Genomic DNA, 26,665 nt, shown 5'->3' on the forward strand with positions numbered 1-26,665 from the left:
GTTGATGAGAAAGAGTTCTGTAAAACGCTATCAAGATCGTAGAGTGCCATTCTCCTATGCTTTTGTGGATCTGTTATTGCCAGGTACTTTGCTGTCGATGCTGTTCGCCATGTTTGGGTTTGGTGATTGGGAAAGTGAATATCACTGGATGGCTGCGCTAAGTGGAGTGTTTTTCGCTACGTGCATTGGTATTCAGGGAGGCTACAGCCGTTATAATGAAAGAGCGTTTGCTAAGAAACTAGAAGTGACGTTTAAGACTTGGTTTTTAAACGTGTTCTTTTTGTTAGTGTTGCTGTTTTTCTATCTATCAAACCTTCAATTTGATCGTTGGGTTGTATCGGCTTGGGTTATTATTACGCCTTTTTTTGTGATGTTCACGAAAGTAATGATTCAGCGTTATTCTCGTGGCTTCTCTCAAGCAAAAATCCAAGTGGCCGTGTTGGGGCGGCATTACGAATTCAATGAACTAGAGTACGCCATGTTAGAATTCCAAGGCGTTGAATTAACGTATTTTAGCTTGAATGACAGTGATGATATTGAGCGTAGTATTCTGAAATTATCCCCCGATTACTTATTGCTTAATTTAGAGGCCCCTGCCACTGGGAAGTTGATTAAAGAACTTACTCATCTTGATCTTAAAGGTATTCGCTTAATTGTCTTACATCGCTTCATGGAAGCATTTTTGCGTAAATGTTACATTCCTTATGACGGTGAAGACCTGAGCTATTTGGAGAAAATTCGTTCTTATAATACCAAAAATTATCTGTTCAAACGTTCAATCGATTGGTTGGCCGTTGTAGGTATAGGTCTTTTATGCTCACCACTTATCGTTTATGCCGTCCTCAAAATACGCTCACAATCTCCAGGTTCTATCTTGTTTCGCCAATGTCGAGTTGGGCTGGGCGGTAAAAACTTTGTTGCGCTTAAGTTTCGCAGCATGCATGAAGACGCACATTTTGACCCCTATACTCAAAAGGAAGACCCTCGTATTTTTCCTTTTGGTAATGTGATGCGTAAGTTTCGAATTGATGAATTACCGCAATTATGGAATGTATTGCGAGGTGAAATGCATTTGGTTGGTCCTCGTACGGAGTGGGATATTTTGGTAGAAGGTTATGAAAAAGAAATCCCTTACTACCATGAACGTCACCTTGTGCGTCCAGGGATCTCAGGGTGGGCGCAGGTGTGCTACCCCTATGGTGCGAATTTAGAAGACGCTCGTCAGAAACTCATGTATGACCTGTATTATATAAAGCATTGGAGTGTTTGGTTAGAGCTTGAAACGATTTTACGTACTGTGGTTGTAGTGCTAGGCAGAAAAGGCCATTAGTAACACCTTTGATTGTTGTTCAAGTAGGATGTAGATGTGTTAGTCATAAGCGTGATGGCTTGGTGTTTAGCGTGTGGGTTTTTAGCGCTTAATTTAAGTGTGGCTGGTGGCTACTCAATTCCTGCAGCTGTGTTGTTTTTGATGTCTTTTTTAGTTTTTCTAAAGCAGAGAGTAGGTGCTTTGAAGCTCACTAAAAAAGATTATCTGTTAGCCGTTGTCTTTTCGGGCTATGCATTAGCGATGTGCTTTTTCGTTTATTTAGACGGTTGGCATACGCGTGAATTAGATCGGCCGTCTCGATTCCTATTATGCTTACCTGTTCTGTTTATGTTTCTGAGGCTGATGCCTCCGAAACTACCGCTATTGTTTTATGGTGTTACTGCTGGTGCAATTTCAAGCTTAGGGGTTGCTCTCTACGATCGCTTCTATTTAGGCTTGTCGCGCGCTCAAGGCAGTGAGAACGCGATCATGTTTGGCGATACGGCTATGATGCTGGGCTTTATGAGCTGTGCAGCGTTGATGTATTTCTACCATAAAAAACAGTGGCCCTGGGCGCTGATCAGTGCACTCGCGATATTCTCGGGCATTGCGGCGTCTTTTTTGTCTGGCTCGCGAGGTGGCTGGGTAGCTGCCCCTTTGATTGGCGGGCTCTTGTTATGGCAAAGTCGCGATCTGTTTAATAAAAAGTTGATGTTGGCTGGTTTACTTGGTGCGAGTGTATTTTTAGTTGGTGTTGTTGCTACTCCGCAAACAGGGATTCAGCAGCGGATTGGCGCAGCGCTGACTGATATTAAAAAATATCAATCTGGGGATAGTTATACTTCGGTTGGATTGCGCTTTGATATGTGGCGTTCATCGTTCTATTTGGCAGCCGAGTCGCCAATATTTGGTGAAGGGCAATACGGCAGTCGTGAGATACGTAATGAGCTGGCGAATCAAGGGTTGATTCATCCACAAGCCGCTAAGTTTGATCACTTACACAACGAATATCTAACGGCGCTTGGCTTTCATGGCGTGGTCGGGCTGATATGTCTAATGCTTGCCTATCTAGTGCCATTAAGGCTCTTTATGGCGTCTGTTAAACGATACCGAGATAACTGGGATATTAAGCCTTATGCCATTGCTGGGGCATTAGTGCCTATGTGCTACATGGACTTTGCCTTGACCCAGTCTATGTTCAGTCACAATATTGGTGTGATGATGTATGTTTTTCCGATTATCTTTTTCTGGGCGGCATTACGCTGGCAGGAAATGAGATATGTTAACTAGCATTATTCGTTATGTATGTGTGTTCGCGATAAGAATGAGTTGCCCCGATACAATCGGGTCGTACAAAGGAGTTGTATTCGCTAAGAGGATGAATTTTCTTCGGTAAAACTAGGTCGTACGAGCGAATTGTATTCGCGATAAGGATGAGTCATCCCCGATATAATTGGGTCGTACGACGTTCGCGTGATTTACTCAGCGCTTTCGATGTCCAGCAGTTCTACTGTGAACTGAAGTGCCGAATGCGGTGGGATAGGGCCTGTTCCGCCTGGGCCGTACGCTAAATCAGAAGGAATGTAGAATTCGTATTTAGAGCCAACCGGCATCAGCTGTACACCTTCTGTCCAACCTGGAATCACTTGATTGAGTGGGAAAGAAATAGGCTCGCCGCGTTCGTAAGAGCTATCAAATACCGTGCCATCAACCAATTTGCCTTCGTAGTTCACTTTAACGGTGTCGGTTTCGGCAGGTTTCGCACCGTCGCCTTGTTCGATGACTTTGTACATTAGACCGGAGTCTGTTGTCATGACGCCGTCTTGTTCCGCTTTTTCATCGAGCCAAGCTTGCGACTTTGATTGCGCTTCTTCTGCCATTTTTGCTTGCTCACGCTGTGCTTTTTCCATTTGTTCTTGCTGGAAAGCTTGTACGGTTGCTTGCACATCTTCTATCGACATTTGCGGTTCTACATCGTTGAAAGAGTCGTCGAAACCCGCTTTAAAGGCTTCTAAGTCCATGCCTTCGAAGTCATTTGCCATGCGGCTACCAAACATTGTACCGATTGAGTAACCCAGTTTCTGTTCTTTGCTATCAAGCTCGACGTCTGCAGCGTTTGCTAGTGAAACTGAAGAGACAACCAGCGCTGCGACTAATGTTTTTTTCATGTGAAAATGTTCCGTTAGTTAAGGTTCTAATAAAGAACTTGGTTGGGGTGGATATAAGATTTTCAAGCACGTGAGCAGAATTTTTCAGGTATTTGATAAAACGCTTTGTGCTTCGCAAATCGATTCAAGCGTTCGTTTTTAACATAAGAGGGCTGTCCAGCACCAATTATGTATAACACTTCACTAAAGTGACCCCTTCACCTGTACACCTAGTTAATACTCGAAAAGATACGCGAAGCACAAAGCGTTAAATAAATGTATGCCTCGATATTGGCGGCAACAAGCCCCTTTACAAATGGTTGACACTTTTTGTGAAATCTGTGATTTGTCTATATAAGCATGCGTTGCTATGGCTTGTAAGTCGGGTGGCTTTAATCATGAAAGGGATTTATTTTAAAGAAATCTAAGTCAAAAAACGGTCGATTCTGTCGGATTAGGGTAAGTTAAAATGGCTTTTTAAGGCTAATATGAAGAGTCAATTATGCTAATAGCGCTGTCAGGATATTATGTCTCGAAACGGATCATCGCAGGGTACTTCAACTTACCGTCAGTTGTTTATCACGATCGGTATTATCAGTGCGTTAGTATTTCTATGGGCGCGTACCTCGTTTAATCATTATCAAGTGGATTTATTTGATTTAGAGGGGATCAATCTACAGCCTATTCAAGCTACGGAGCTGCTGTCTGAAAAGGATGATGGCTTGTTGTCGATGCGCTGTCGTTTGCCCCAAGTGTCGTCTTCCTTTACTTGTGGTGTTCAGGTGCATTTACCCAAGGATGCGCAAGGTAATTTATTTTCATTTGATAAAATCGATCGTATGGAGATTGCGACGCAAGTGCTGACTGCTCCTGAGCGTTTTGATGGTCGATTACAAGTCAATATTGTGAGTATGTTTAAAGGCAGGGACGATCAAGCACTGACCGATTCCAATTTAAAGTTTCACTCGACACGGATTGGCAGCGGCACGTTTGAAATCCCGCTGGATCGTTTTGATGTTGCCAGTTGGTGGCAGGATGCTTACAACATCAGTTTTGAAGACGCCAAGAAAGACTTTAGCCAAGTTGAGAGTGTGTACATATTGCTGAATGATAGACCGCTCAAATACGAGGGCGAGTATCAATTCACGGTGTCTGAATTAAAAGTCGATGGCTACCTCGTGGATCCGTTGTCGTTGAATAATTGGCTGATTACATTTTGGCTAATGCTAGGTGTGGGCAGTCTGCTTCACTTCTCATGGCGCGGGCATGGCACGTTACAACGTATGCGTCGTGTCGCATTGTATGATCATGCTACTGAACTGTTGAATGAGCAGGGTCTTAGGGATTACCTGCGCGGTTTAGCTCCAGAAGCGGATGGTGCCTTATATATCTTACGCTTTGATAATGCCGCCATTTTAGAGCGTCACTTTGGTGAAAAAGTTTTTAATCAGCTGTTGATTAAAACCAAACAGCGTTTGTTGTCCGTGTTTCAGTCTCAGTCAGTGACCTTAGTTCGTCTTAGTGAGACAGAGTTTGCTTTGTTTTGTCCTACGGGGATATTGGCGCGTGAGCAGCTACTTGAGCGGATTTTCAAGGAAGGTGTCGAGATGGAAGGGGTTGGACACCTCAAACTGGATGTGATCGCAAGTGTGGTGGTGGAGTCGTCGATCCCCAAGAAACTGGATGCTGTGCTGGAAAAAGGTCGTTTCGTTTTGGACCAGCCGAAAGATAGAACAGTATTTGCGAAGCGTTATACGTCGGAATTGGATGAGCCATTACAGCGTAAAGCCTCTGTCGAGCAAGCTGTACGTCGTTGTATTGCGGAAGACGACTTCTATCTGGTATTTATGCCGTTGTACGATGCCCGACGTGACCGCGTGATGGGGGCTGAGGCGTTACTGCGCTCTAATTCTGAAAGCTTAAGGCAGCTGTCACCAGAGGTGTACATTCCTGTAGCCGAAAAGGCTAACCTGATTCAAGAAATCGATATGCTAGTGCTGCGCAAAGCGCTGGCGGCGATCAAGCAACACGAGTTACCTGAAGGCTTTGTTTTATCAATTAATATCTCGGCGCAAGAACTGCTCGACAGTGAATTCGCGCAGCGTATTGATGCGGCTTTACGCAGTGCCGGCGTGTCGGCCTCGAGTATTTGCCTCGAAGTGACAGAAACCTTTTTTGTACACATGGATGAGGCGAAAGTAGAGGTGCTGGATCAGCTGCGCGCGCTGGGGTGTCTTGTGTCATTAGACGACTTTGGTACAGGCTATACGTCGTTTGCGCATTTACAGCGTTTGTCTGTCGATGAGATTAAAATAGATCGTAGCTTTGTGAATCGTCTGAATGACCCCAAAGCGCGTGTCGTCGTCGAGTCAATGGTGAACATTGCACAAGCACTGGATTATAAATTGGTTGCGGAGGGGGTTGAAACGTTGGAGCAGTTGGACTACTTGCGTACGTTGGGCTGTCACTGTTTCCAAGGTTTTTTGTTTTCTGAGCCCACGACCTTGAAGAAAGCACTGGCGGCGCGAAAGCCCGCCCCGGTAGAAATAAGTCTAAAGTAGGATGGGCGCCTATCTACGGATGCCCACCCTTTGCTATTAATGTGTTTGTGCTTGGTCGCCTAACGCGTGGTCTAAATCTTCTTTGTTAAACTGGTAGACTTCCGCGCAGAACTGGCATTCAGCTTTGATTGAGCCTTCTTCGCTAATGATTTGGCGAATTTCTTCTGCCCCCATAGACGCGATGGCATCAAATGTACGTTGGCGTGAGCATGAACAACCAAATTGCATGGTTTTAGAATCGTACATGCGCAGCTCTTCTTCGTGGTACAGGCGGTGTAATAGCTCTGTTGTGTCTAAGGTTAGCAACTCTTCATCTTTTACTGTGGTCGCTAAGTGAACGAAACGTTCCCATGCATCTTCATCGCCATCTTTTGCTTGTTCTGCGGGTAGGCGTTGTAAGAAAAGCCCGGCTGCTTGTGTGCCGTCGGCGGCTAACCATACGCGGCTTGGTAACTGCTCTGATTGGAAGAAGTATTGCTCTAGGCACTGGGCCAAGCTATCACCGACGATCTCGACGATGCCTTGGTAGCGATTACCTTGACGTGGCTCGATGGTGATTACCAAATAACCGTTAGCAAGCAGCTCTTTCAATGACGCCTGTTCTGGAAACGCTTGTGCTTCATCCCATTGGGCAATGGCACGCAAGTTTTGCTGTTCGTCACACTCAGCCATTAACGTTTTTAACTGACCTTCGCCTTTACACTGGATTGATAGCACGCCGTCAATTTTGACGATGTCGCGCAATAGCGCAATGGCGGCAACAAACTCGCCTAAAAGTTTTTCAAGGGATTTCGGGTAACTTTTACGAGAAATGATGTTTTGGTAAGCATCGGTTAGCAGTACGCGCTCGCCTCGAACATTGGTGTTATCGAAGGAGAAGCGTTGGATTTCATTGATGTTGTTCACAAGAATCACCGTTAAATTAAGTATGCGTACATTTTAAATCGCAATGGCCGATTTTGCACCTTATGTGAGGGCGCTAAATGAGGTTTAAAGGGGCAATCTCAAAGAGGCTCGCTTGGTCTTTTATAATCCTCTAAAATGCGTGCTTTGCTAAATCACTCAGAGACGTATTCATGATCCAGTTTTCCCAAGTCAGTTTGCAACGCGGTACGCAGTTTTTGCTTGAACAGGCCGATATGACCATTTTTGAAGGTCAAAAGGTGGGTTTGATCGGGGCAAATGGCGCGGGTAAATCGTCTTTGTTTGCGTTAGTGCGTGGTTTGTTGCATGCGGATACAGGAGAGGTCATTCTACCGGGCCAGCGTCGTATCGCGTTTATGGCACAAGAGGTAGAAGACGTTGACCGTACGGCGTTGGAATATTGTCTTGATGGTGACGATCAGTTGCGTGTGATCGAAGCGAAAATTGAAGTGGCGCAAAGCAGTGGCGATGATCATGCCCATGCTCACTGGTTAAGCGAATACGAAAACGTACAGGGTTATACTGCACAGGCGCGCGGTGAAATGCTGCTCCAAGGTCTAGGTTTCAAAATGGCCGACATGAGTAAAAAAGTGGCGGATTTCTCAGGTGGTTGGCGCATTCGTTTAAACCTTGCACGGGCGTTGATGTGTCCATCTGATATTTTGCTGTTGGACGAACCGACCAACCACTTGGATTTGGATGCGGTAATGTGGCTTGAAAACTGGTTGCGCTCTTACGCGGGTACGTTGTTATTGATCTCTCACGACCGGGATTTTCTCGATGGTATTTGTAGCCATATCGTTCATCTCTACCAGAAGAAGCTGAATCTGTATAAAGGTAACTACAGTAATTATGAGCGTCAGCGCGCTGAGCATTTAGCACAGCAGCAATCCATGTTTGAACAGCAGCAACGTAAGCGTGCTCATTTACAAGAGTATGTAGATCGCTTCCGCTACAAAGCGACAAAGGCAAAGCAAGCCCAAAGCCGACTTAAAATGCTGGAAAAAATGGAGAGTATTGGACCTGCGCACATTGATTCTCAATTTCAATTTTCTATACCGATGGCGGATAAAACCTCGCCCCAATTGGTCAGTTTGATTCAAGCGGACTTGGGTTATGTGATGGAAGATGGCACGCCGAGAGTGCAGTTGGGCGAGTCGAATTTCTCTGTACGTGACGGTCAGCGTATTGGTCTATTGGGCCCTAATGGCGCGGGTAAATCGACGCTGATTAAATCCTTGGTAGAAGAATTGGATTTGTTATCAGGGGAGCGTGTCTATGGTGAAAACACCAAGGTTGGTTATTTCTCTCAGCATCAGTTGAGCGCATTGGATTTAGAAGCGTCGCCTGTCTTACACATTCAGCGCATTACTCCGACGGCACTGGAAGCAGATGTGCGTAAGTATCTTGGCGGTTTTGGTTTTATTGGTGATGATGCGCTTCGAGCGGTGAAAGGTTTTTCCGGCGGGGAAAAAGCCCGTTTGGCTTTGTCTTTGATTGCATGGCGCAAACCGAACTTGCTGGTACTCGATGAGCCGACTAACCATTTGGACTTAGACATGCGTCAAGCATTGACGGAGGCTTTGCAAGAGTTTGAGGGAGCGATCCTTGTGGTATCCCATGATCGTCACTTATTAAACAGTACTGTCGATGAGTTTTTCTTAGTGGCTGATCATCAAATTGAAGCATTTGATGGGGATCTGCATGCTTATCATCAATGGTTGCAAGCCAGACAGCAGCAGGCTAATCAAGCAGAACGTGCAGCTGGTGGTAATGACGTAAAAGTTGAAAAAGTAGACCGTAAAGAAGAACGTCGCAAAGCCGCTGAGCAACGTGAAAAATTACGTCCTCTGCGTAAGTTGATCGAGAAACATGAGAAAACCATGCAAACCGCCCAGGCGCACCTTTCGAGCATCAGTGAAGCTATGTCTGATAACGATCTGTACGACATTGCCAATAAAGACAAACTGCAACGTCTGTTAGCCGATGAAGCGCAATGGAAGAAGACGCTAGAAGACGCAGAAGAGGCGTGGTTTGAGGCTCAAGATGAACTAGAGCAGGTTGAGATTGAACTGGCTTAAATAGTTTATATCAACATTGTTTCTAAGCCTTAGCGTTTATAAATGCTGAAAACACACCTGATATAAAATTTTTTTATATGTTTTATATGGCGAATGCTCGCCAGCTTAGACTTTTAATATTTGTTGGTTTTTGATAATAGTATTTATTCTTATTTGGTGCTTTTTTACTTTATTAAAATGGTATTTTTATCGTCATCGTTTGTTATTAAGGAGTGATAACAGCCGTGAATATTCGCTTAGTATCCATTGGAGTACGTTCTACGATTGCGTTCGCGGTTGTGGGTCTAATTGTGTTGGGAATAGGACTTTTTTCTATTAATCGTGTTTCTAATCTGTCCGATGAATTTGATGTCGTGACAGAGCATCGAGTGCCTGCGCTGGTGTATTCAAAGAATATGGTTGCAGCACTGTATGAGTTACGTTTTGAGGTGGTGAAAACGATTCTATCGCCTGAAACCTCTGACCAAGGCCGACGTCGTGTGACGGCCGCGGAAGAGCGCTTTAAAGCGGAACTGGAAAAAATGCGTAATGTAGCGCGAGCTGAAGAGGCCGTTCGGCTTGTGGCAAAAGTGACGCAGCAGTTTTCAGATTATCAAGCATTACAAAAACGCATACTCGATTTAGTAGTGGCGGGCAATGTCGCCGCGAGTTTACCCGTGCAGGAACAAGCAAAAGTGGCGGGGAGTGAGCTTGTCAACTCAATTGAATTATTAGAGAAATTTCAGAATCAGCGCATCATAGACAGCGATCATAGAGTTGATCAAGCTGAAACGGATACCATGGTAATTATGTACTCCGTCATTGCTTGTGCATTGATGTTGGTAGCACTGTTTTCTTATCTATTTACTCGAAGTCTTGTTCGACCTCTTCGAGTTGCCATTGGGGCAGCAAAGGCCATCGCCAATGGCGACTTGCGTCATGAGTTTTCGGATAAATGGAAAGACGAGGCGGCGCAGATGATACAAGCGTTAGCGGCCATGCAGTCTAATCTGAGGAAGACAATCTATGATATTCAGGCCTCAGCCCGCCAGCTCGCTTCGACATCTGAAGATTTGAGTAGTGTCACGGAGCTTTCAACTAAAGCAATTTACGATCAGAACGTGCAGCTAGAGCAAGCTGTATCATCTGTGACGCAGCTATCATCCGCTGTTGATGAAGTCGCTCGTAATGCTGTTGCGACGTCAGAAGAATCTCAAAACGCGAATGAGCGTTCAGAGGTGGGTAACCAAGAAGTATCAAATACCATTGATACGATTAACGGTTTATTGTCCGAGCTTGATGGCACAATGTCAGGTGTTACGTCCCTAGAGCAGCAAGTTTCTAATATTGGTAAAGTGTTAGATGTGATTCGTGATATTGCAGAGCAAACTAATTTATTGGCTCTGAATGCCGCAATTGAGGCTGCCCGTGCGGGAGAGAGTGGTCGTGGTTTTGCTGTGGTAGCAGATGAGGTGCGTGGTTTGGCTCACCGGACTCATGAGTCGACCATAGAAATTGAAAGCATGATTGGTTCCGTGCAAAAAGACACTGGCAGCACTGTTAGTTCTATTCGTACAAGTTATGAAAAAGCGAAAGAAACTCTGGACATTGCTCATCGCGCTGGGGACGCGCTGGAAGCTATTCGAACCTCAGTCGCAAAAATTAATGAGCAAAATACGACCATAGCATCCGCCGCTGAGGAGCAGGCTATCGTCTCCAATACCGTAGATGAAGGGCTGGTTGCTATTAGCGATCTTGCGAACGCAACCGCTGAAGCAGCGAATAAAAGCAGCCAATCAAGTCAAGAACTTGCACAACTGGCGGAGTCTCTTAGTAAGCTAACCAGTCAGTTTAAGGTTTAGGTTTTAATTACCTATCCAAAAATAATTAGACTAACTGTCAATAGTTGCAAGCTAGACCGTAATATTCTTGCGAAGCAAAATTGAAGAAGGCGCTAGTGGGTTCATAGTTGTGTACTTTTAGAACAAATATGAATGAAAACACATAGAGCCTGAGCTGGCTTAAGATATAGGAGCATTGCTCCTATTGGATCGCATCCCTCTCATATATATTGAAACTGCTGGGGGCGTTGATTTTTGCTACCAGCATGATGGTGCTGAAAACATAGAAGCTTGTAAAAAAACGGTCCCATTGAATTATGCCTGGAAACAAGACGAAGTGTGCGCCGTAATTTATAATGATCATAGCGCTGACTGCCAAGCAAGGAGTCATAGCTAGTGAGTTACATCCTTTCTTCAATGTAATTATTCCAGACAAGCCAAGTAGTGCAATGAAAATTAGTATTGTAGACGGTGAGCTTATTCCAGGCATCAAGAGTGCTCGAAGTTGTTTTTGAATGACGCTTATATATATGTCTAGCGAAAACGGTGTATCAAACTGGCTTGGATAGTTTAACTTAGACACAAAGGAATGGTAGAACAAAGTCCACCAACTGTAGCCGTGCTGTAGGTAAGTCGTTGTAAAGTAGAGTAATACCGTTAATATCAGCAACCCCACACTAAATTTGGTATCTGAAAATCTCCCCATCTTAAATGAAAAGACTGTTATGTAGCTTAAAAATAGTGTTGCAAAAATAACGTTGTTTGATCGAATTAGAACGGCAAAAGTGATAAGTGAGCAAGCTGTTTTGAGTTTCTTCCGTTCAAATAAAAGAAATAATGCAAGTAACATGACGCTAACCGACAACGCATCAGGGGTTGCAATGCGGCCTAAGTCAAATAATCGTGATTGAAAGCCAATAAGAAAAGTAAGGATAAATGATAGATGAGAGTTGGTATGGCGAGTCAGCCAATATAGTACCAAGCATCCTGAAAAGAGCGTGGCTATCAAGGAAATCCAAGCGATCGCGCCAGTGATAGGAAGACCTAAAAAGCTTATCAGATAAATTAAGCCAATGTAAAAAGGCTTAATTAAATAGAAATTTAGTTGCTCTATAAATACATCGGAGGACTGATATACGGCTTCGTGATATGACCCAGTTACGAGTTGGTCGAAGAATGAAGCTGGGATATTGTTACTTAGGATTTGGTAAGTGGTTGTTTGCAATGTGTTTTTATCGTTTATATCAATGCTTAATACACTTCCAACATAAGGAATAATATCCCAGTTATAAAAAGGATATTGACTTAAGTAAACGACATATAACGTAATTATCGTGCCGTAACAGAGCAGGGAGGCTGAGACTCTACCTCTTTTCTCTAGCATGATATAATTCCTTTAAATTTAGCATTATATAACAAGGACTAATTATAAATATGAAACCTTTGGAGTATAAAGGCTTAATTTTCATAAGAAGGTTATGTTAGGTAGTAAAAGTTATGATTCTTAATTAATGTGTTCGTTTTTATTTCAAATTGATAGCGAATTATCTATATAATGTGAATTTCTACTGGTCATATAAGAAAGCCTTATTTTAAAATGTCAATAATATTTTATTTAGCTTAGAGGGATTTAACTTGAAAATTTCGCTTGTTGTGCCTGTTTATAACGAAGAAAGTTCCATTTCTATATTTTATAAAGAGGTTACGTCTAAGCTCAGTAACTATGATCTAGAGGTTGTCTTTGTTGACGATGGAAGTAGTGATAATACTGAGCTCATCGCTTTGGGTTTAGCATCCCAGGATGATCGTATTAAGGTGTTGAGCTTTACTCGAAACTTCGGGAAAGAAGCCGCATTAATGGCTGGTATAGAGCATTGTTCAGGTGACGCTGTTATTCCTTTAGATGTTGACTTACAAGACCCAATTGAAGTTGTTCCACAACTAATTGAAAAGTGGCTGGCCGGTGCTGATGTAGTGTTAGCAAAACGTATTGATCGTAAGTCCGATAGCTTGCTAAAGCGAAATTTTGCGGCGTGGTTTTATCGGTTACATAATTTAATCAGCAAAACTAAGATTGAAGAAAATGTTGGTGACTTTCGGCTGATGTCTCGTAAAACTATCGAGGATGTGAAACGTTTAGGCGAAAATAATCTCTTTATGAAAGGTATTCTTTCTTGGGTTGGAGGAAAAACTGCAATCGTAGAGTACGTTCGACCTGAGCGTTCAGTAGGCGATACCAAATTCAATGGTTGGAAACTTTGGAATCTTGCCTTGGATGGGATTACTAGTTTTTCCACTTTTCCATTACGTATTTGGACTTATATAGGCTTTAGTATTGCTTTTATTGCTTTTTTGTACGGTATCTGGCTAGTTGTAGATAAAATTTTCTGGGGGAATGATGTTCCTGGCTATCCATCTTTATTAGTTTCAATTCTATTTTTAGGGGGGATTCAACTAATTGGAATTGGGGTGCTTGGTGAATATGTCGGGCGAGCTTATATAGAGACTAAGAACAGACCTAGGTATCTGCTGAAGGAAAAAAACAATGATTTCTCGTAGGTTAATAGGTTTTGTTTTTATATTTTTGGTTTTTTTCTCAGTTTCTTTAGTGGTTGGTGCATTTTTTACTTGGAATGACCCTTTTGAATATGATGCTAAAAAATTTACAGGGTTTGAACGTTTTCATGTAGATGAGTGTTATCTAAAAAACAAGGTTGTCGTATCTGGTTGGGCATATACACCTGATTTTTCTTACGCAAGATATAGTGTTTTTGTTGAGAAGATTAATGGTGGCTTCATAAAACTTGAAACATTCTCAGAAGAAAGAAAAGATATTCAAACTATTTTAAAATTAAAAGATCACCAAGTAAGTGGGTTTGAAGCAAGCTATAGAGGGTTTGACTCAGATTATACTGGTCTTATCTCGATTCAAGCAGAAAGTAATTATGATGATGGGAGAGCATACAGTGTTCAGTACCGCTGTAAAGGATAAAAGTATAACTTTAGTCTTTTTGCTTATAGCATATTTTTTATTGCTAGGTTTATCTATGGATACACATGGCTGGGGAGACGATCAATATTTTCAGGTTCTGAATGAATCAGGTAGCATTTTTGAGCAGGTTTGGTCTCGTTACCATCAATGGAGTGGTCGTCTTGGTATTGAGTTGCTTCTAGCATATACCATTGCATGGAGTTTCTTTTGGAAGCTTACCATTCCTTTGAGTATTATTTTAATTATCTACTGCTTTTTAAAACTTTCAAAGTATAAGATTTCACCAATATATTTCATTGTTGTAACAGTTCTTGTTAACTTAATACCGAGTGATATCACATCAGAATCATTTTACTGGGTGACTGGTTTTTATAATTATTTATTGCCTTGTAGTTTAGGTTTGTTTTGTTTTTATGTTATTCATGAACGAATAAGTAATAAAGCAGTCATTTTTTTGGCGTTTGTTTCGGTTTTTATATTTTCCTATCAAGAGCAGGTAGTGATTGTTTTTGTTCTTGCTTCCGTTGTTTCTTTATATAGAGTTTTTGCTTTAAATAAGCTATTTTTTGTTGCTTTAAGTTTGTTTAATGCTGTTGTTTTGTTCTCTGCCCCAGGGAATATATTGCGCTATAATTCATCTGTTAGACTCTATTTTTCTAATTATTCGGATTTTGGTTTCGTTGAAAAAGCATACTTAGGTATGGATAAGATGTATCAAGCTTTTATGATGAGTGATAATTGGCCTTTGTTTGTTTTCCTTAGTCTGCTTGCTTTTGTTGGATATCATAATAATGAGAAAGGAATTTTTGAAAAAATTAGTTTGGTGATAGTTTTTTTCTATCTTTTGATTTTTTGTCTACAGCAACAAAAATATGCATTTACAGATGAGAGTTTAATGGGTTTTAAATATTCTGGCACTGTAACATCCAATAGTATTATAGGTGCCAATATGTATAAAGGCTACCTAGTGTTCTTACTGGTGTTGTCTGCTGCAATTACTTTGATGCTTGGTTTGGCAAGGAAGCATAGCACTGTATGGCCAGCTTTACTTAGTTTATTTTTTGGCGTTCTTAGCATATTAATGCTTGGTTTTTCACCAACTGTTTACGCTTCAGGTTTCAGAGTAGCTCTGATTTTTGAGTTAAGTTTGGTCTTAGCTACGCTTTACTTATTCAAGTGTATCGTCAACAAGCCATTGATAGTCGGTAGGTACTGGTAATGTTTATAGCCGCTCTTACGTTTGATTTTGCTACGTTACAGAGCTAAGAGCGGCTTTGTTTTCTTGATTGATTTCAGTCTAAGGATTTTCTAAAAATTTGCTGAATGATATCAATACCTACTCTTTGGTTTTGTTCTAGAATGGGTTTGTTCGTAGAAAAGGAAAGTCTTTACTAACGTGCTTCCCTTGTTTTATCGGACAATTTGCGTCTCTGTAATGTAATTGTCACAATTTATTTATAGTTTACACTCATAAAGTAAGGAGTTGGTACATGACCTTTCCGTTCGCTCGTATGCGCCGTATGCGTAAAGATGATTTTTCTCGCCGTTTAATGCGCGAGCATCGTCTAAGCGCTGACGATCTTATATACCCTATGTTTGTGATCGAAGGGCAGAATACGCGTGAAGCCGTACCTTCTATGCCGGGGGTCGCTCGTGTGACATTAGACTTGCTTAAAGAAGAAGCGGCCGAGCTAGTTGCATTGGGCATTCCTATGGTGGCGCTATTTCCGGTGTTGGCAAGTGACAACAAGTCACTGATGGCTGAGGAGGCTTATAACCCAGACGGCCTAGCTCAACGTGCTATTCGTATGTTGCGAGAAAACTTCCCTGAGTTGGGTGTGATGACCGATGTGGCGTTGGATCCGTTTACCACTCATGGGCAAGACGGCATCATCGATGATGACGGCTACGTGTTGAATGACATCACGGTCGATGTGTTGGTGAAGCAAGCTCTGTCTCATGCACAAGCGGGTGCTCAGGTTATTGCGCCGTCTGACATGATGGACGGCCGTATTGGTGCGATTCGTGAAGCTTTGGAGTTAGAGGGCTTTATCAATACTCGCATTATGGCTTATTCGGCGAAATATGCGTCGGCTTATTATGGCCCTTTCCGTGATGCGGTAGGTTCATCAGGCAATCTAGGGAAAGGCAATAAATTCACCTATCAAATGGACCCGGCTAATACCGATGAAGCAATTCGTGAAGTCTTGCTGGATTTGGAAGAGGGGGCGGATATGGTGATGGTGAAACCTGGTATGCCTTATCTAGACGTTGTACGTCGTGTAAAGTCAGAATTGGGTGTACCGACCTATGCGTACCAAGTGAGTGGTGAATACGCGATGCAGATGGCAGCCTTTGAAAACGGCTGGCTCGATAAAGATCAAGTGATGATGGAATCTTTGTTGGCATTTAAGCGCGCTGGTGCGGATGGTATTTTGACTTACTTTGCAAAAGACGCTGCCCGTTTATTAAAGGGCTAAAACGGCTCCATTATTTTCGTGTTGAGATGTTGATTAATCATCGAGGAAGCCGTGACCCTAGGGCTGCGTTAGTGTAATTTTAAAGTTGGCCAGACTGCTTAGTTAGGTCAACATGGAACATAATGATGGCACGCTATTGGAGCTGACACGCAATGTCTGAACAGCCTGAAAAAGAAAATGAAGTGGCTCAATCCTCAGCTAATACAAACGAGGATACTGCACAGAACGAAGCCAAGACGATCGAAGAGATTGCTGAGGAACTGGTACTAGAACCGATCCCAGAGCAGCCTATTGATCCAAGCCGTTTAGCCATTGAAGAGCGCTTACCTGAAGACATCGATTTGTCGGATCCAGAGCTGTTCTTTAACCGTGAGCTTAGTCATCTACAGTTCAATGCACGTGTACTTGAGCAGGCTATGGACGAAAATCATCCGGTTTTGAACCGTTTGATGTTCCTGTGTATTTTCAGCTCAAACATGGATGAGTTCTTTGAAATACGTGTGGCAGGCCTAAAAAGTCAGATTGAATACGGTCGCGAGAAAAACGGCCCAGATGGCATGCACCCACGTAAGGTGTTGCAGTTGATTAGCGACCACGCTCACAAACTTGTGCGTCGTCAATACCGTATCTTAAATGACATTATTTTCCCAAAACTGGCGGAAGAAAATATTCGCTTTATTCGACGCTCGGTGTGGACTGAAAAGCAAGCGGCTTGGGTAAAGCGTTACTTTCGTGACAATGTGTTACCCATCATTAGTCCGGTAGGGCTTGATCCTGCTCACCCATTCCCGCGCTTGGCGAACAAGACCTTTAACTTTGTGGTTGAGTTAGAGGGCCGTGATGCGTTTGGTCGTGAAAACGGTTTGGCGATTGTGCCTGCACCAAGTTCTTTACCTCGCTTGGTCAAGCTACCTGACGATGTTTGTGAAGGTGGCGATAACATGGTCTTCCTATCTTCCATCATTCACGCTCATGCTGATCAGTTATTCCCTGGTATGACCGTTAAAGGCTGTTTCCAATTCCGCCTGACTCGTAACGCCGATTTAGAAGTGGATTCTGATGACATTGGTTTGGATTTGGCCGGTGCCTTGCGTACAGAATTACAAAGTCGTCATTACGGTAGCTCCGTGCGTTTGGAAATTGCGGATAACTGTCCTGCGCACATTGTGGATGCCCTATTAGCGCAGTTTGATTTAGCGGAACAAGATTTATATTGCATCGATGGGCCAGTAAACTTGAGCCGATTAATGGCTGTGTTGGAGTTAGTGGATCGATCTGATTTGATGTATCCACCGTTTTCTCCTGGCTTACCGAATAAACTGGCTAAGTCTGGTGGTATCTTCGAGGCTGTACGTCAACGAGATTACCTGTTGATGCACCCGTTTGAGAGTTTCTCACCAGTCGTTGATATGCTCAGTGAAGCGGCTAAAGACCCGCATGTGATTGCCATTCGTCAAACTCTTTACCGCACTGGAGCCCGTTCACCGATTGCCAATGCGTTGGTGGAGGCTGCACGCAATGGTAAGGAGGTAACCGTTGTTATTGAGTTACGTGCGCGTTTCGATGAAGCGGAAAACTTAGCGTTAGCCAGTCGTTTGCAAGATGCTGGTGCAATCGTCGTATACGGTGTCGTGCGTCATAAAACCCACGCGAAGATGATCTTGATTGTGCGTCGTGAGGGGCCAGATCTGACGCGTTACGTGCATCTAGGTACTGGTAACTATCACGCGGGTAACGCGCGCTTGTATACAGACTACAGCTTCTTAACCTGTGATAAAGAAATTGGCGACGATGTACACCGAGTCTTCCAGCAGCTAACTGGCATGAGTAAAGAGCTGAAAGTGAAGAAGCTGTTGCATGCACCGTTTACATTGCGCGATCGCTTGCTGGATATGATCAATAAAGAAGCGGAAAACGCGCGTAATGGCGATCCAGCGCGGATTATCATTAAGGTAAACTCTTTAACCGAGCAGCGTTTAGTGCAAGCACTTTATAAAGCTTCTCAGGCAGGCGTGAAGATCGATTTGATTATTCGCGGTATTTGTACGCTACGCCCGGGTATTAAAGGCGTATCGTCTAATATTCGTGTACGCAGCATTATCGGACGTTTTCTTGAACATACACGTGTTTACTACTTCTATAATAATCGCGTGCCCATGGTGTATCTATCCAGTGCCGACGGCATGGATCGTAACCTGAATAACCGTGTTGAAGTCGCATTCCCAATTCAAGACTTTAAACTGTCGCGTCGAGTGAAAAAAGAGCTGGAATATTATTTGAAAGACAACACGCAAAGTTGGTTGTTACAAAGCGATGGGTCTTACCAGCTGGCTAAGCCGCGTAAAGGAGAGTACCGCACAGCACAACGTGCGTTGATGAATGATTTAGCGGATAACTCTCGTTAATGCAAATTACGGTCATGAGCTATAAAGGATGTATACTATGACCGTTTTTTACTTTTTCGGCTGTAATACGCTGCTGAGGCTTTTTACAAGGAATGTATATGACAAAACTTAATACACTACTAGATCAGTATGGAATCTCGTTCAATGAGGCCCGTACTTTTGTTTACTCTAATTTTGCGTCACCTCACGTTATTTACGATACCGCTGGCCGCTATGATATTAGTTTTTCTATGTTGGCAGAACTGTATGGGCAAGACGTCAATGAGATTCAAGTAAAACAATTTTTTAGTCAGCTTGGCTTCGATACTTCAGATTCAATCCCACAATCTGATGTAACCGCTTTCTTTCCCAACATGAACTCAGTGCTTGACGTTAAGAGCGTAACGAAGACCTCAGTTTCAGCTTTTTCTGACCGAACGACACCTCATATTGAGTCGGTATTGACACAAGAAGATTGGGACTGGTCGACTGTGACGTATAATTTTCCTACCAGTATTCCTGATTCCCACAAAGAAGACTATGAAACGTCGTTTGGCTGGCGGCCATTGAACGATGTTGAAAAAGCTTCCTTTATTGATACGGCTAATCGTCTGAACCAATACATTGTAGTTGAATTAGAACAAATCTCAGATTTTTACCAGGCAGATATTCAGGTAGTTGCAGTAACTCAGCTCAGTGCAGAGGCATTTGCTTATCTGCCTGATTTTGGAATTGGTGGCGACATTTTTCTCAATGCTGACGGCATGGTAAATGACCCAAATTATTATTCATTTGGCGGATACGGCATTAGTACAATGGCACACGAATTGGGACATGCTATGGGGGGCGAACATACCTTTGAAGGGGATTCTGTGTTACCTGCTGAGTTTGACAATACTTATTTCAGTATCATGACTTATACGGAAACGGGTTTTCTCGAGGTGGAAGCGCAAGCTTCAGAGTACGATTATTCTGTAATGGCGATTGACAATTATCGTAGCGAATTAGGCATTATTGATGTGGCTGCCTTGCAATATGCCTATGGCGCAGATATGTCGACGAATAGCGATGATGATGTCTATGTATACAACGAAGAGAGTCGTTCTTTTGAAACCTCTTCAGAGCATTACCTGACAATTTGGGATGCTGGTGGTGTGGATACTATTGATGTAAGCGATGCTTCATTTGGTAGTGTGGTAAATCTGAACGATTACACGTTGTCTTCTGTTTCCGAACGTACGACCTATGAGGAAGCCTTGGAAGTGGCTGCCGCAGCAGGTTTAGGGTCGTTTGATGAAGTGTCTTTTATTGAAGACTTCATTGTATCGTTAGGTGAAGAAGCTTTTTTAAATCAGAATAATCTAGGCATTGCCTTTGGTGTGGTGATCGAAAACGTCGTAGCAGGCGCGGGTGACGATGTGATTATCGACAACGAGGTTGATAATCTGATTTATTCAGGCGCCGGAGACGATGCGATTTACCTTGGTGCAGGCGGTTATGATCAGATCGATGGTGGTGTGGGCAATGATACGGTATTCATAGCGGAAGCCTATAAAAGTATTGAACGGTATGTTGATAACAACGGCTATCATATTGTCGGGGATAACTTTGCCGCTACTTTAATTGGTGTGGAAACGGTTCAGTACTCGGATACTAGCGAATCGATCGCGTAACGTATCCGACCAATAAAAAAGCATGCCTCGGCATGCTTTTTAGGTAAGGTTTAGTATCTATTAGCTCTTAGGTCTTGGCGCATAAGCAAACACATCGGAATGACAGTTGTCTGCTTGGATGCCTTTCGCTTCCAGTTGATCCAGCGTGCCGTAGACCATACCAACGGAACCGCTAATGAAGGCATGGCTATTAGTTAGGTCTAAGTGGTCTTCTATAACCGCTTCATACAGCCAGCCAGTACGCCCATTCCAATCGTTACTGCCTTCATTAACAACGACGTGAACATGGAAGTTTTCTGGCGACTGATGGTTATTGATCCAATCCATCACAAATGTGTCGGCAGAGGTACGCAGACCCCAGTAAAAATGTACTGGGTTTGAGTAGCCTTTATGGACTAAATCATCAAAGATGCTTTTCATCTGAGCGAACCCAGTACCACCCGCAATCAGCAGTAGTGGATCGGTAAGGTCGCTTGGGGGTTGCTCAATATGAGCATCGCCACCTGGTAGAATAAGATCGATGGATTCGCTGTGCTGAATGTGTTCGATCACTTTAGAAGCCAAAGAGGCTTCGTCTGACACTAATATATACAGCGTTAAGGCTGGAAGCTCATATGGCGCACTGCCAATAGAATAGGGCACTTTCTCACCGCTTGGCAACGCGATCATTAGATACTGGCCAGCAATGAATGTCGTGTTACGGACTTCCAAATCCACTTTAAATACTGTGCTATTAAGTGATTCGACTCGAATAACTTTAGCGTTGACGTCTTTCACCTAGATGACTCCGTTGTGTTCTCGTGCCTGCTGCTTGAAGCAGCTATTTTTAATATATCGCTTAAATAGCGTGGCGTGTCGCGCCATTATATCGATGCTTTCCACATAAAAAAAAGCCACTTTCACATATAAAGTGAGGAAGTGGCTTCTTTGTAGAATGATAGTCTACAACCGTTACTTATTCTTGCCTTTCATAGACTCGAAGAAGTCATCGTTGGTCTTAGTGACTTTTAGACGATCGATTAGGAACTCAGTGGCTGACACATCTTCCATAGGATTTAGAAGCTTACGCAGGATCCACATACGTTGTAGTTCGTCTTCCGTTGTCAGTAAGTCTTCACGACGGGTACCAGAACGACGAATATTGATCGCAGGGAACGTACGTTTCTCAGCGATCTTACGGTCAAGGTGTAATTCACAGTTACCTGTACCTTTAAACTCTTCGAAGATAACTTCGTCCATCTTAGAGCCCGTATCGACTAACGCTGTTGCGATAATCGTCAAGCTGCCGCCTTCTTCGATGTTACGTGCAGCACCAAAGAAACGCTTAGGGCGTTCTAGCGCGTTTGCATCAACACCACCAGTCAAGACTTTACCCGATGAAGGTACGACTGTGTTATAAGCACGCGCAAGACGCGTAATAGAGTCCAATAGGATCACGACGTCTTTCTTGTGTTCAACGAGGCGCTTGGCTTTTTCAATCACCATTTCTGCCACTTGTACGTGACGTGCTGGTGGCTCGTCAAACGTTGAAGCAACCACTTCGCCGCGAACAGTACGCGACATTTCAGTGACTTCCTCAGGACGTTCATCGATCAACAGTACGATCATGTGACATTCTGGGTTGTTGCGTGTGATCGCGTTTGCGATGTTTTGCAACATAAACGTTTTACCGGCTTTCGGCGGTGATACGATAAGCGCGCGCTGACCTTTACCCATTGGTGCAACAAGGTCGATGATACGAGACGTGACGTCTTCGGTCGAACCGTTGCCCGCTTCCATAAGTAAGCGGTCATCAGGGAATAGCGGTGTTAAGTTCTCAAACAAAATCTTGTTGCGAACACTGTCTGGCTTATCAAAGTTGATTTCGTTCACTTTCAGCAGAGCAAAGTAACGCTCGCCATCTTTTGGTGGACGAATCTTGCCAGCGACGGTGTCGCCTGTGCGAAGGTTAAAACGACGAATCTGACTGGGAGATACGTAGATGTCGTCGGGACCCGCTAGGTATGAGCTATCAGGAGAGCGTAAGAAGCCAAAGCCGTCTTGCAGAATCTCAAGGATGCCATCGCCGTAGATATCTTCGCCACTTTTCGCATGGCGTTTCAGAATCGCGAAGATAACATCTTGTTTTCGGGAGCGGGCAAGGTTGTCTAACCCCATTTCCGCGGCGATATCTAATAGTTCAGGGACTGATTTCTTTTTTAGTTCGGTAAGGTTCATAAACGAATAAAGTTGTTAGCTCATTAAGAGAATAAATGACGGGACCATAGTAATGTACAAATACAGCTATAAATCAATGTCGGAAGTTTTAATGTAAAAATGCTTTTCGACACAGAATACCGGCTACGGGCATAACCATGGCTTGAGTTCAATCATATCGCGATGGGCGAGGTCGAACAGCGTGTATTACTTGATTGGAGTCCAGAATTGGTCAATTGGTTATAGATAACCGCACAATTCATAAGACAGCTTTACTATAGTGCGAGTAATTCCATAGGTCTATAGTCAAAAAGGCTTAATAACGCCTTTTTTGTGAGTTTTTTGACCGATTACAGTAAAATTTATGTTTTAAGGCTCACACAAGATCAAAAAAGTCCTTGGAATTTGACCATGACAGCAGGGTGTAAACGAGTTAACCTTCGCTCACAATTTGTAATCTCGAAAAGGCGTTGATGGATGCAATCACTTTTAGTGCAACAATCGCATGATTTTCCATTCGAAAAAATTGCAGCAATAGATCTGGGATCAAACAGTTTTCACATGGTTGTTGCGCAGGTGACACATGGGCAACTGCGTATTACGGGTCAGTACGGTGATAAGGTGCAGCTGGCCGCTGGCCTCCAAGACGACGACACACTAGATGACGTTTCTCAGCAACGAGGCATCGATTGTATTGCGCAATTTGCACAAGTTATCGATGACTTACCGCTGGGATCCGTACGTATTGTGGGCACTAACGCTTTACGTGCTGCGAAAAACCGTTATGACTTTATTTCCAAAGCGATGGATGTGATCAGTCATCCGGTTGAAATCATCGCTGGACGAGAAGAAGCCCGCCTGATTTATATGGGGGTGGCACGCACCATGGATCATGGCGAGCAGAAGCGTATTGTGGTCGACATTGGTGGTGGCTCAACGGAGTTTATTATCGGTAAGCAACAAGAGCCTATTTTAACGGAAAGTTTGCACATGGGCTGTGTGAGTTATCGCCAACGCTTTTTCCCCGATGGCTCCATCACCAAATCGAACTTCCAAAAAGCGGTTACCGCGGCGCGCCTTGAGTTGTTAAGTATCCAAGATGATTATTTAGAAGAAAACTGGGACGTTGCCATTGGCTCTTCCGGCACGATTAAAGCGGCTTACAACATTGCTGTTGAAAATGGCTGGAGCAAAAAAGGCATTACCCCTAAGGTACTCAAACAAATTCAGAAAGCATTGTTTGAAGCCGGCCATGCGGACAATGTTGATTTATTAGGCTTAAAGCCAGAGCGCAAAACAACCATTGCGGCCGGGATTGCCATATTGACAGCGGTGTTCGAATGTTTTGGCATTAAGCAAATGGACTTCTCAGTTGGCGCATTGCGAGAAGGTGTCCTGTACGACATTATGGGACGTTACGCGGATACAGATATCCGTGAACGTACCGTCAATTACATGCTCAATCAGTATCATATTGATATGGAGCAATCGAAGTTAGTCACTCATACTTCACTGTCCATGCTTGAGCAGGTTAAAAGTGACTGGACGCTAGACTCGTTATCCAATGAAGATATTTTACGATGGGCGAGCTTATTACACGAATGTGGCATGGGGATCTCCCACAGTCGTTACCATAAGCATGGCGCTTACATTATCAGTGAATCCGATATGCCGGGGTTTTCTCAGCAGGAGCAAAAAGCTTTGGCTTCACTGGTGCTGCGCCACCGTCGTAAGTTCACGCAAGCGCTGGACTACCGTTTTACGAAAAGTGATCAGCAAGATTTGGATCGTTTGGCAATTTTACTGCGCTTGGCTATTTTGCTTCACATTGATCGTAAAGAGGGTGATATGCCGATCTTTACGCTTAAAGCGCAAGACAAATCGTTGCATGCAGAGTTTTTACCCGGCTGGTTGGATGGCCGTCCCCTGACGGTTGCCAATTTACAGCGTGAAGCCGATTACTTGGCAGTGTCTGGTTATATTTTTACCTTTAAGTAACCTGAAATAGCATGACTCGAAAGCCCTTTTTGATGATTCTCAAAAAGGGCTTTTTAGTTTGTCGAGCGAATGCTCGGGGTTTGTGCCGTGACCATCACTGATAGCGGTTATTTCGTAAGTTTATAAAGCTATTGGGTTTGTATCCCTTTGGTAATACATGAGATTCAATATTTAGTTGTAATCGTCAATAAAAACAAAGGCTTAAATTATCACACTAGTTGACGAATCATTGTGAATTTTCATACTAGGGATTGCTAAACTAATACCAAGGTATCAAGACATTAGCGTCAAAATCCGTATAATCTGCGACACACCTGCTCAAAACCCTTGCAAGGTCGATCGCTTTGGTTCTATCAAACTACATTTGAGATGAACGGCGTTCTTAGGGGAGTATTTAGGAAGTGCTATAATCTTTACCCAGATTGCAGAGGGAGAGTCCGAATGCGTCTGCTTTAATTCGTATTCGCACCTTCCCTTATTTAAGGTCAAGAGCCCTTTTCCTGAATTACTCTCAAACTACAACTGGCTATGACACGGCGAACTCATATGACCTCAAACATTGTAGACGTACTACTCGTTGGTGGCGGTGCCATGAGCACCACCCTTGGAATGATTCTAAAACAGCTAGACCCTTCACTTTCAATGACAATGGTCGAGCGTTTAGATAAAGTGGCACAGGAAAGTACCGATGGTTGGAATAACGCAGGTACTGGCCATGCGGCTTACTGCGAGCTGAATTACACTTCAGAGAATGACGATGGCACGGTTAATATCGACAAAGCTGTCAATATTAATGCTGCATTTGAAGTGAGCTTACAGTTTTGGTCTTACCTAGTTGAACAAGGCCTGTTACCACAGCCTACTGAATTTATTAATCGCGTTCCGCACAAGAGTTTTGTGTGGGGAGCGGACAACGTTAAAATGCTTAAAGCGCGTTATGAAGCCATGAGTGCTCATCCCGCCTTTCGTGAAATGCAATACACAGAAGATCGCGCAACCTTGGCAGAATGGATGCCATTGATCATGCAAAACCGTGATGATAGCGAGCCGCTTGCCGCGACACGTATTGAGCATGGTTCGGATGTGAACTTTGGCGCTATTGCACGCAACATGGTGACGTTTCTTGAACAACAAGAAGGCTTTAACCTAGAGCTAGGCGCTGAGGTTGAAGACTTGACTCAGCAGCCAGATGGCACATGGAAAGTGTCTATCGATCAAAAAGGTCATCGCCAAGACATTCATGCGAAATTTGTCTTTCTTGGTGCGGGTGGTGGGGCATTGCCTTTACTACAGAAAGCTGACATCAAAGAAGGTAAAGGTTACGGTGGCTTCCCTGTGAGTGGACAGTGGTTGGTATGTGATAAACCTGAACTGGTTAAACAACATCATGCCAAAGTGTACGGTGCTGCGCCAATTGGTGCGCCGCCGATGTCTGTTCCGCATCTAGATACTCGTATTATCGACGGTAAGAAAGCCATTCTATTTGGCCCTTTTGCTGGCTTCACGACTAAGTTTTTGAAGAAAGGCTCAGTGTTGGACTTGGTAAAAAGTGTGCGTGCGGACAACCTTTGCAACATGCTAAGCGTCGGCAAGAACAACATGGACTTGACCAAGTATCTGATCAGTGAAGTGCGTCAGTCCCATAAAGACCGTTGTGATTCATTGCGTAACTTCTTCCCAGATGCGCAAGACAAAGATTGGTCGTTGGCTTACGCTGGACAACGCGTACAGATCATTAAGAAAGGTCCTGATGGCGCAGGTAAACTGGAGTTCGGTACTGAAGCAATCGTATCGGAAGATGGTTCCATTGCTGCTTTGTTGGGGGCTTCGCCAGGTGCTTCAACAACGGTTCACACCATGATAAATATTCTAGAGCGCAGCTTCTATGAGCGCGTCAAGTCGCCAGAGTGGCAAGCGAAGCTGAAAGAAATGGTACCGTCATACGGGCAATCTTTGGTGGAAAATACGGACCTATTGTTGGACATTCGTGCGCGCACACTTGAGACGCTTAAGCTAAAGCCTTAATCTTAACCACAGAAAATAGTAAAGCCGACCTCACGTCAGTGAGCTCGGCTTTTCTTATAATAAGCCAGAGGTAAA

At 43.6% G+C, this 26,665-nt stretch carries 18 protein-coding genes; 13 read left to right on the top strand and 5 right to left on the bottom strand.

Annotated elements, in window-relative coordinates; translation table 11 throughout:
* The first annotated feature begins 4 nt into the window (after positions 1 to 4).
* Together ACPUEK_RS05930 and ACPUEK_RS05935 are read left to right on the top strand one after the other, a co-directional pair.
* Entirely contained in the window at positions 5 to 1,330 is a 1,326-nt protein-coding gene (locus ACPUEK_RS05930) for an exopolysaccharide biosynthesis polyprenyl glycosylphosphotransferase (RefSeq protein ID WP_425642645.1), read from the top strand.
* Between the two features lie 36 nt (positions 1,331 to 1,366).
* Complete coding sequence (locus ACPUEK_RS05935; protein WP_425642646.1) at positions 1,367 to 2,599, top strand: O-antigen ligase family protein; 1,233 nt, start codon at positions 1,367 to 1,369, stop codon at positions 2,597 to 2,599.
* A gap of 188 nt (positions 2,600 to 2,787) precedes the next feature.
* On the opposite strand, the gene ACPUEK_RS05940 is transcribed toward ACPUEK_RS05935, so the two are convergent.
* A complete protein-coding gene (locus ACPUEK_RS05940) occupies positions 2,788 to 3,477 on the bottom strand; it encodes an FKBP-type peptidyl-prolyl cis-trans isomerase (RefSeq protein WP_067216975.1) in 690 nt (229 codons plus the stop codon).
* A gap of 506 nt (positions 3,478 to 3,983) precedes the next feature.
* Here ACPUEK_RS05940 and ACPUEK_RS05945 point away from each other — a divergent pair.
* Positions 3,984 to 6,017 carry an EAL domain-containing protein gene (locus tag ACPUEK_RS05945; RefSeq protein WP_425642647.1) on the top strand — a complete coding sequence of 678 codons (2,034 nt, stop codon included), beginning with the start codon at positions 3,984 to 3,986 and terminating at the stop codon, positions 6,015 to 6,017.
* A gap of 36 nt (positions 6,018 to 6,053) precedes the next feature.
* Here ACPUEK_RS05945 and hslO read toward each other — a convergent pair whose 3' ends face one another.
* On the bottom strand, positions 6,054 to 6,923 hold the full coding sequence (hslO, locus tag ACPUEK_RS05950; RefSeq protein WP_082866126.1) for an Hsp33 family molecular chaperone HslO: 870 nt from the start codon (positions 6,921 to 6,923) through the stop codon (positions 6,054 to 6,056).
* Positions 6,924 to 7,093: 170 nt separating this feature from the next.
* Here hslO and ACPUEK_RS05955 point away from each other — a divergent pair, with 170 nt between their 5' ends.
* Together ACPUEK_RS05955 and ACPUEK_RS05960 are read left to right on the top strand one after the other, a co-directional pair.
* Positions 7,094 to 9,022: an ATP-binding cassette domain-containing protein gene (locus ACPUEK_RS05955; RefSeq protein WP_067216980.1), complete on the top strand. Its 1,929-nt coding sequence runs from the start codon at positions 7,094 to 7,096 to the stop codon at positions 9,020 to 9,022.
* Between the two features lie 224 nt (positions 9,023 to 9,246).
* Entirely contained in the window at positions 9,247 to 10,863 is a 1,617-nt protein-coding gene (locus tag ACPUEK_RS05960; protein ID WP_425642648.1) for a methyl-accepting chemotaxis protein, read from the top strand.
* A gap of 181 nt (positions 10,864 to 11,044) precedes the next feature.
* On the opposite strand, the gene ACPUEK_RS05965 is transcribed toward ACPUEK_RS05960, so the two are convergent.
* Entirely contained in the window at positions 11,045 to 12,226 is a 1,182-nt protein-coding gene (locus tag ACPUEK_RS05965; RefSeq protein ID WP_425642649.1) for a hypothetical protein, read from the bottom strand.
* A 251-nt stretch (positions 12,227 to 12,477) separates the two neighbouring features.
* On the opposite strand from ACPUEK_RS05965, the gene ACPUEK_RS05970 reads away from it, so the two are divergent.
* The 6 genes from ACPUEK_RS05970 (at position 12,478) to ACPUEK_RS05995 (ending at position 20,371) form a co-directional block, all read left to right on the top strand.
* Positions 12,478 to 13,401 carry a glycosyltransferase family 2 protein gene (locus ACPUEK_RS05970; protein WP_425642650.1) on the top strand — a complete coding sequence of 308 codons (924 nt, stop codon included), beginning with the start codon at positions 12,478 to 12,480 and terminating at the stop codon, positions 13,399 to 13,401.
* The gene (locus ACPUEK_RS05975) at positions 13,388 to 13,834 is read left to right on the top strand and encodes a hypothetical protein (protein WP_425642651.1); all 447 of its coding nucleotides are present in this window, start codon (positions 13,388 to 13,390) and stop codon (positions 13,832 to 13,834) included. The genes ACPUEK_RS05970 and ACPUEK_RS05975 overlap by 14 nt, the downstream gene beginning before the upstream one ends.
* Positions 13,809 to 15,053, top strand: a complete 1,245-nt coding sequence (locus ACPUEK_RS05980; RefSeq protein ID WP_425642652.1) for a hypothetical protein — start codon at positions 13,809 to 13,811, stop codon at positions 15,051 to 15,053. Before ACPUEK_RS05975 ends, ACPUEK_RS05980 begins: the two co-directional genes overlap by 26 nt.
* A gap of 271 nt (positions 15,054 to 15,324) precedes the next feature.
* A complete protein-coding gene (gene hemB / locus ACPUEK_RS05985) occupies positions 15,325 to 16,314 on the top strand; it encodes a porphobilinogen synthase (RefSeq protein WP_067216984.1) in 990 nt (329 codons plus the stop codon).
* 152 nt (positions 16,315 to 16,466) lie between these two features.
* Complete coding sequence (gene ppk1 / locus ACPUEK_RS05990; protein ID WP_197467772.1) at positions 16,467 to 18,719, top strand: polyphosphate kinase 1; 2,253 nt, start codon at positions 16,467 to 16,469, stop codon at positions 18,717 to 18,719.
* 98 nt (positions 18,720 to 18,817) lie between these two features.
* A complete protein-coding gene (locus ACPUEK_RS05995) occupies positions 18,818 to 20,371 on the top strand; it encodes a M10 family metallopeptidase C-terminal domain-containing protein (protein WP_425642653.1) in 1,554 nt (517 codons plus the stop codon).
* Positions 20,372 to 20,431: 60 nt separating this feature from the next.
* On the opposite strand, the gene ACPUEK_RS06000 is transcribed toward ACPUEK_RS05995, so the two are convergent.
* Both ACPUEK_RS06000 and rho read right to left on the bottom strand, forming a co-directional pair.
* Entirely contained in the window at positions 20,432 to 21,148 is a 717-nt protein-coding gene (locus ACPUEK_RS06000; protein ID WP_425642654.1) for an NAD(P)H-flavin reductase, read from the bottom strand.
* 174 nt (positions 21,149 to 21,322) lie between these two features.
* Positions 21,323 to 22,588: a transcription termination factor Rho gene (gene rho / locus ACPUEK_RS06005; protein ID WP_067031356.1), complete on the bottom strand. Its 1,266-nt coding sequence runs from the start codon at positions 22,586 to 22,588 to the stop codon at positions 21,323 to 21,325.
* A 456-nt stretch (positions 22,589 to 23,044) separates the two neighbouring features.
* Here rho and ACPUEK_RS06010 point away from each other — a divergent pair, with 456 nt between their 5' ends.
* Positions 23,045 to 24,565, top strand: coding sequence for an exopolyphosphatase (locus ACPUEK_RS06010; RefSeq protein WP_425642655.1), 1,521 nt, complete (start codon positions 23,045 to 23,047; stop codon positions 24,563 to 24,565).
* Positions 24,566 to 25,093: 528 nt separating this feature from the next.
* On the top strand, positions 25,094 to 26,590 hold the full coding sequence (gene mqo, locus ACPUEK_RS06015; protein ID WP_269448094.1) for a malate dehydrogenase (quinone): 1,497 nt from the start codon (positions 25,094 to 25,096) through the stop codon (positions 26,588 to 26,590).
* The last annotated feature ends 75 nt before the right edge of the window (positions 26,591 to 26,665 follow it).

Origin of the sequence: Marinomonas gallaica, from assembly GCF_049821165.1 — a bacterium.
In the GTDB taxonomy this organism is placed as follows: domain Bacteria; phylum Pseudomonadota; class Gammaproteobacteria; order Pseudomonadales; family Marinomonadaceae; genus Marinomonas; species Marinomonas gallaica.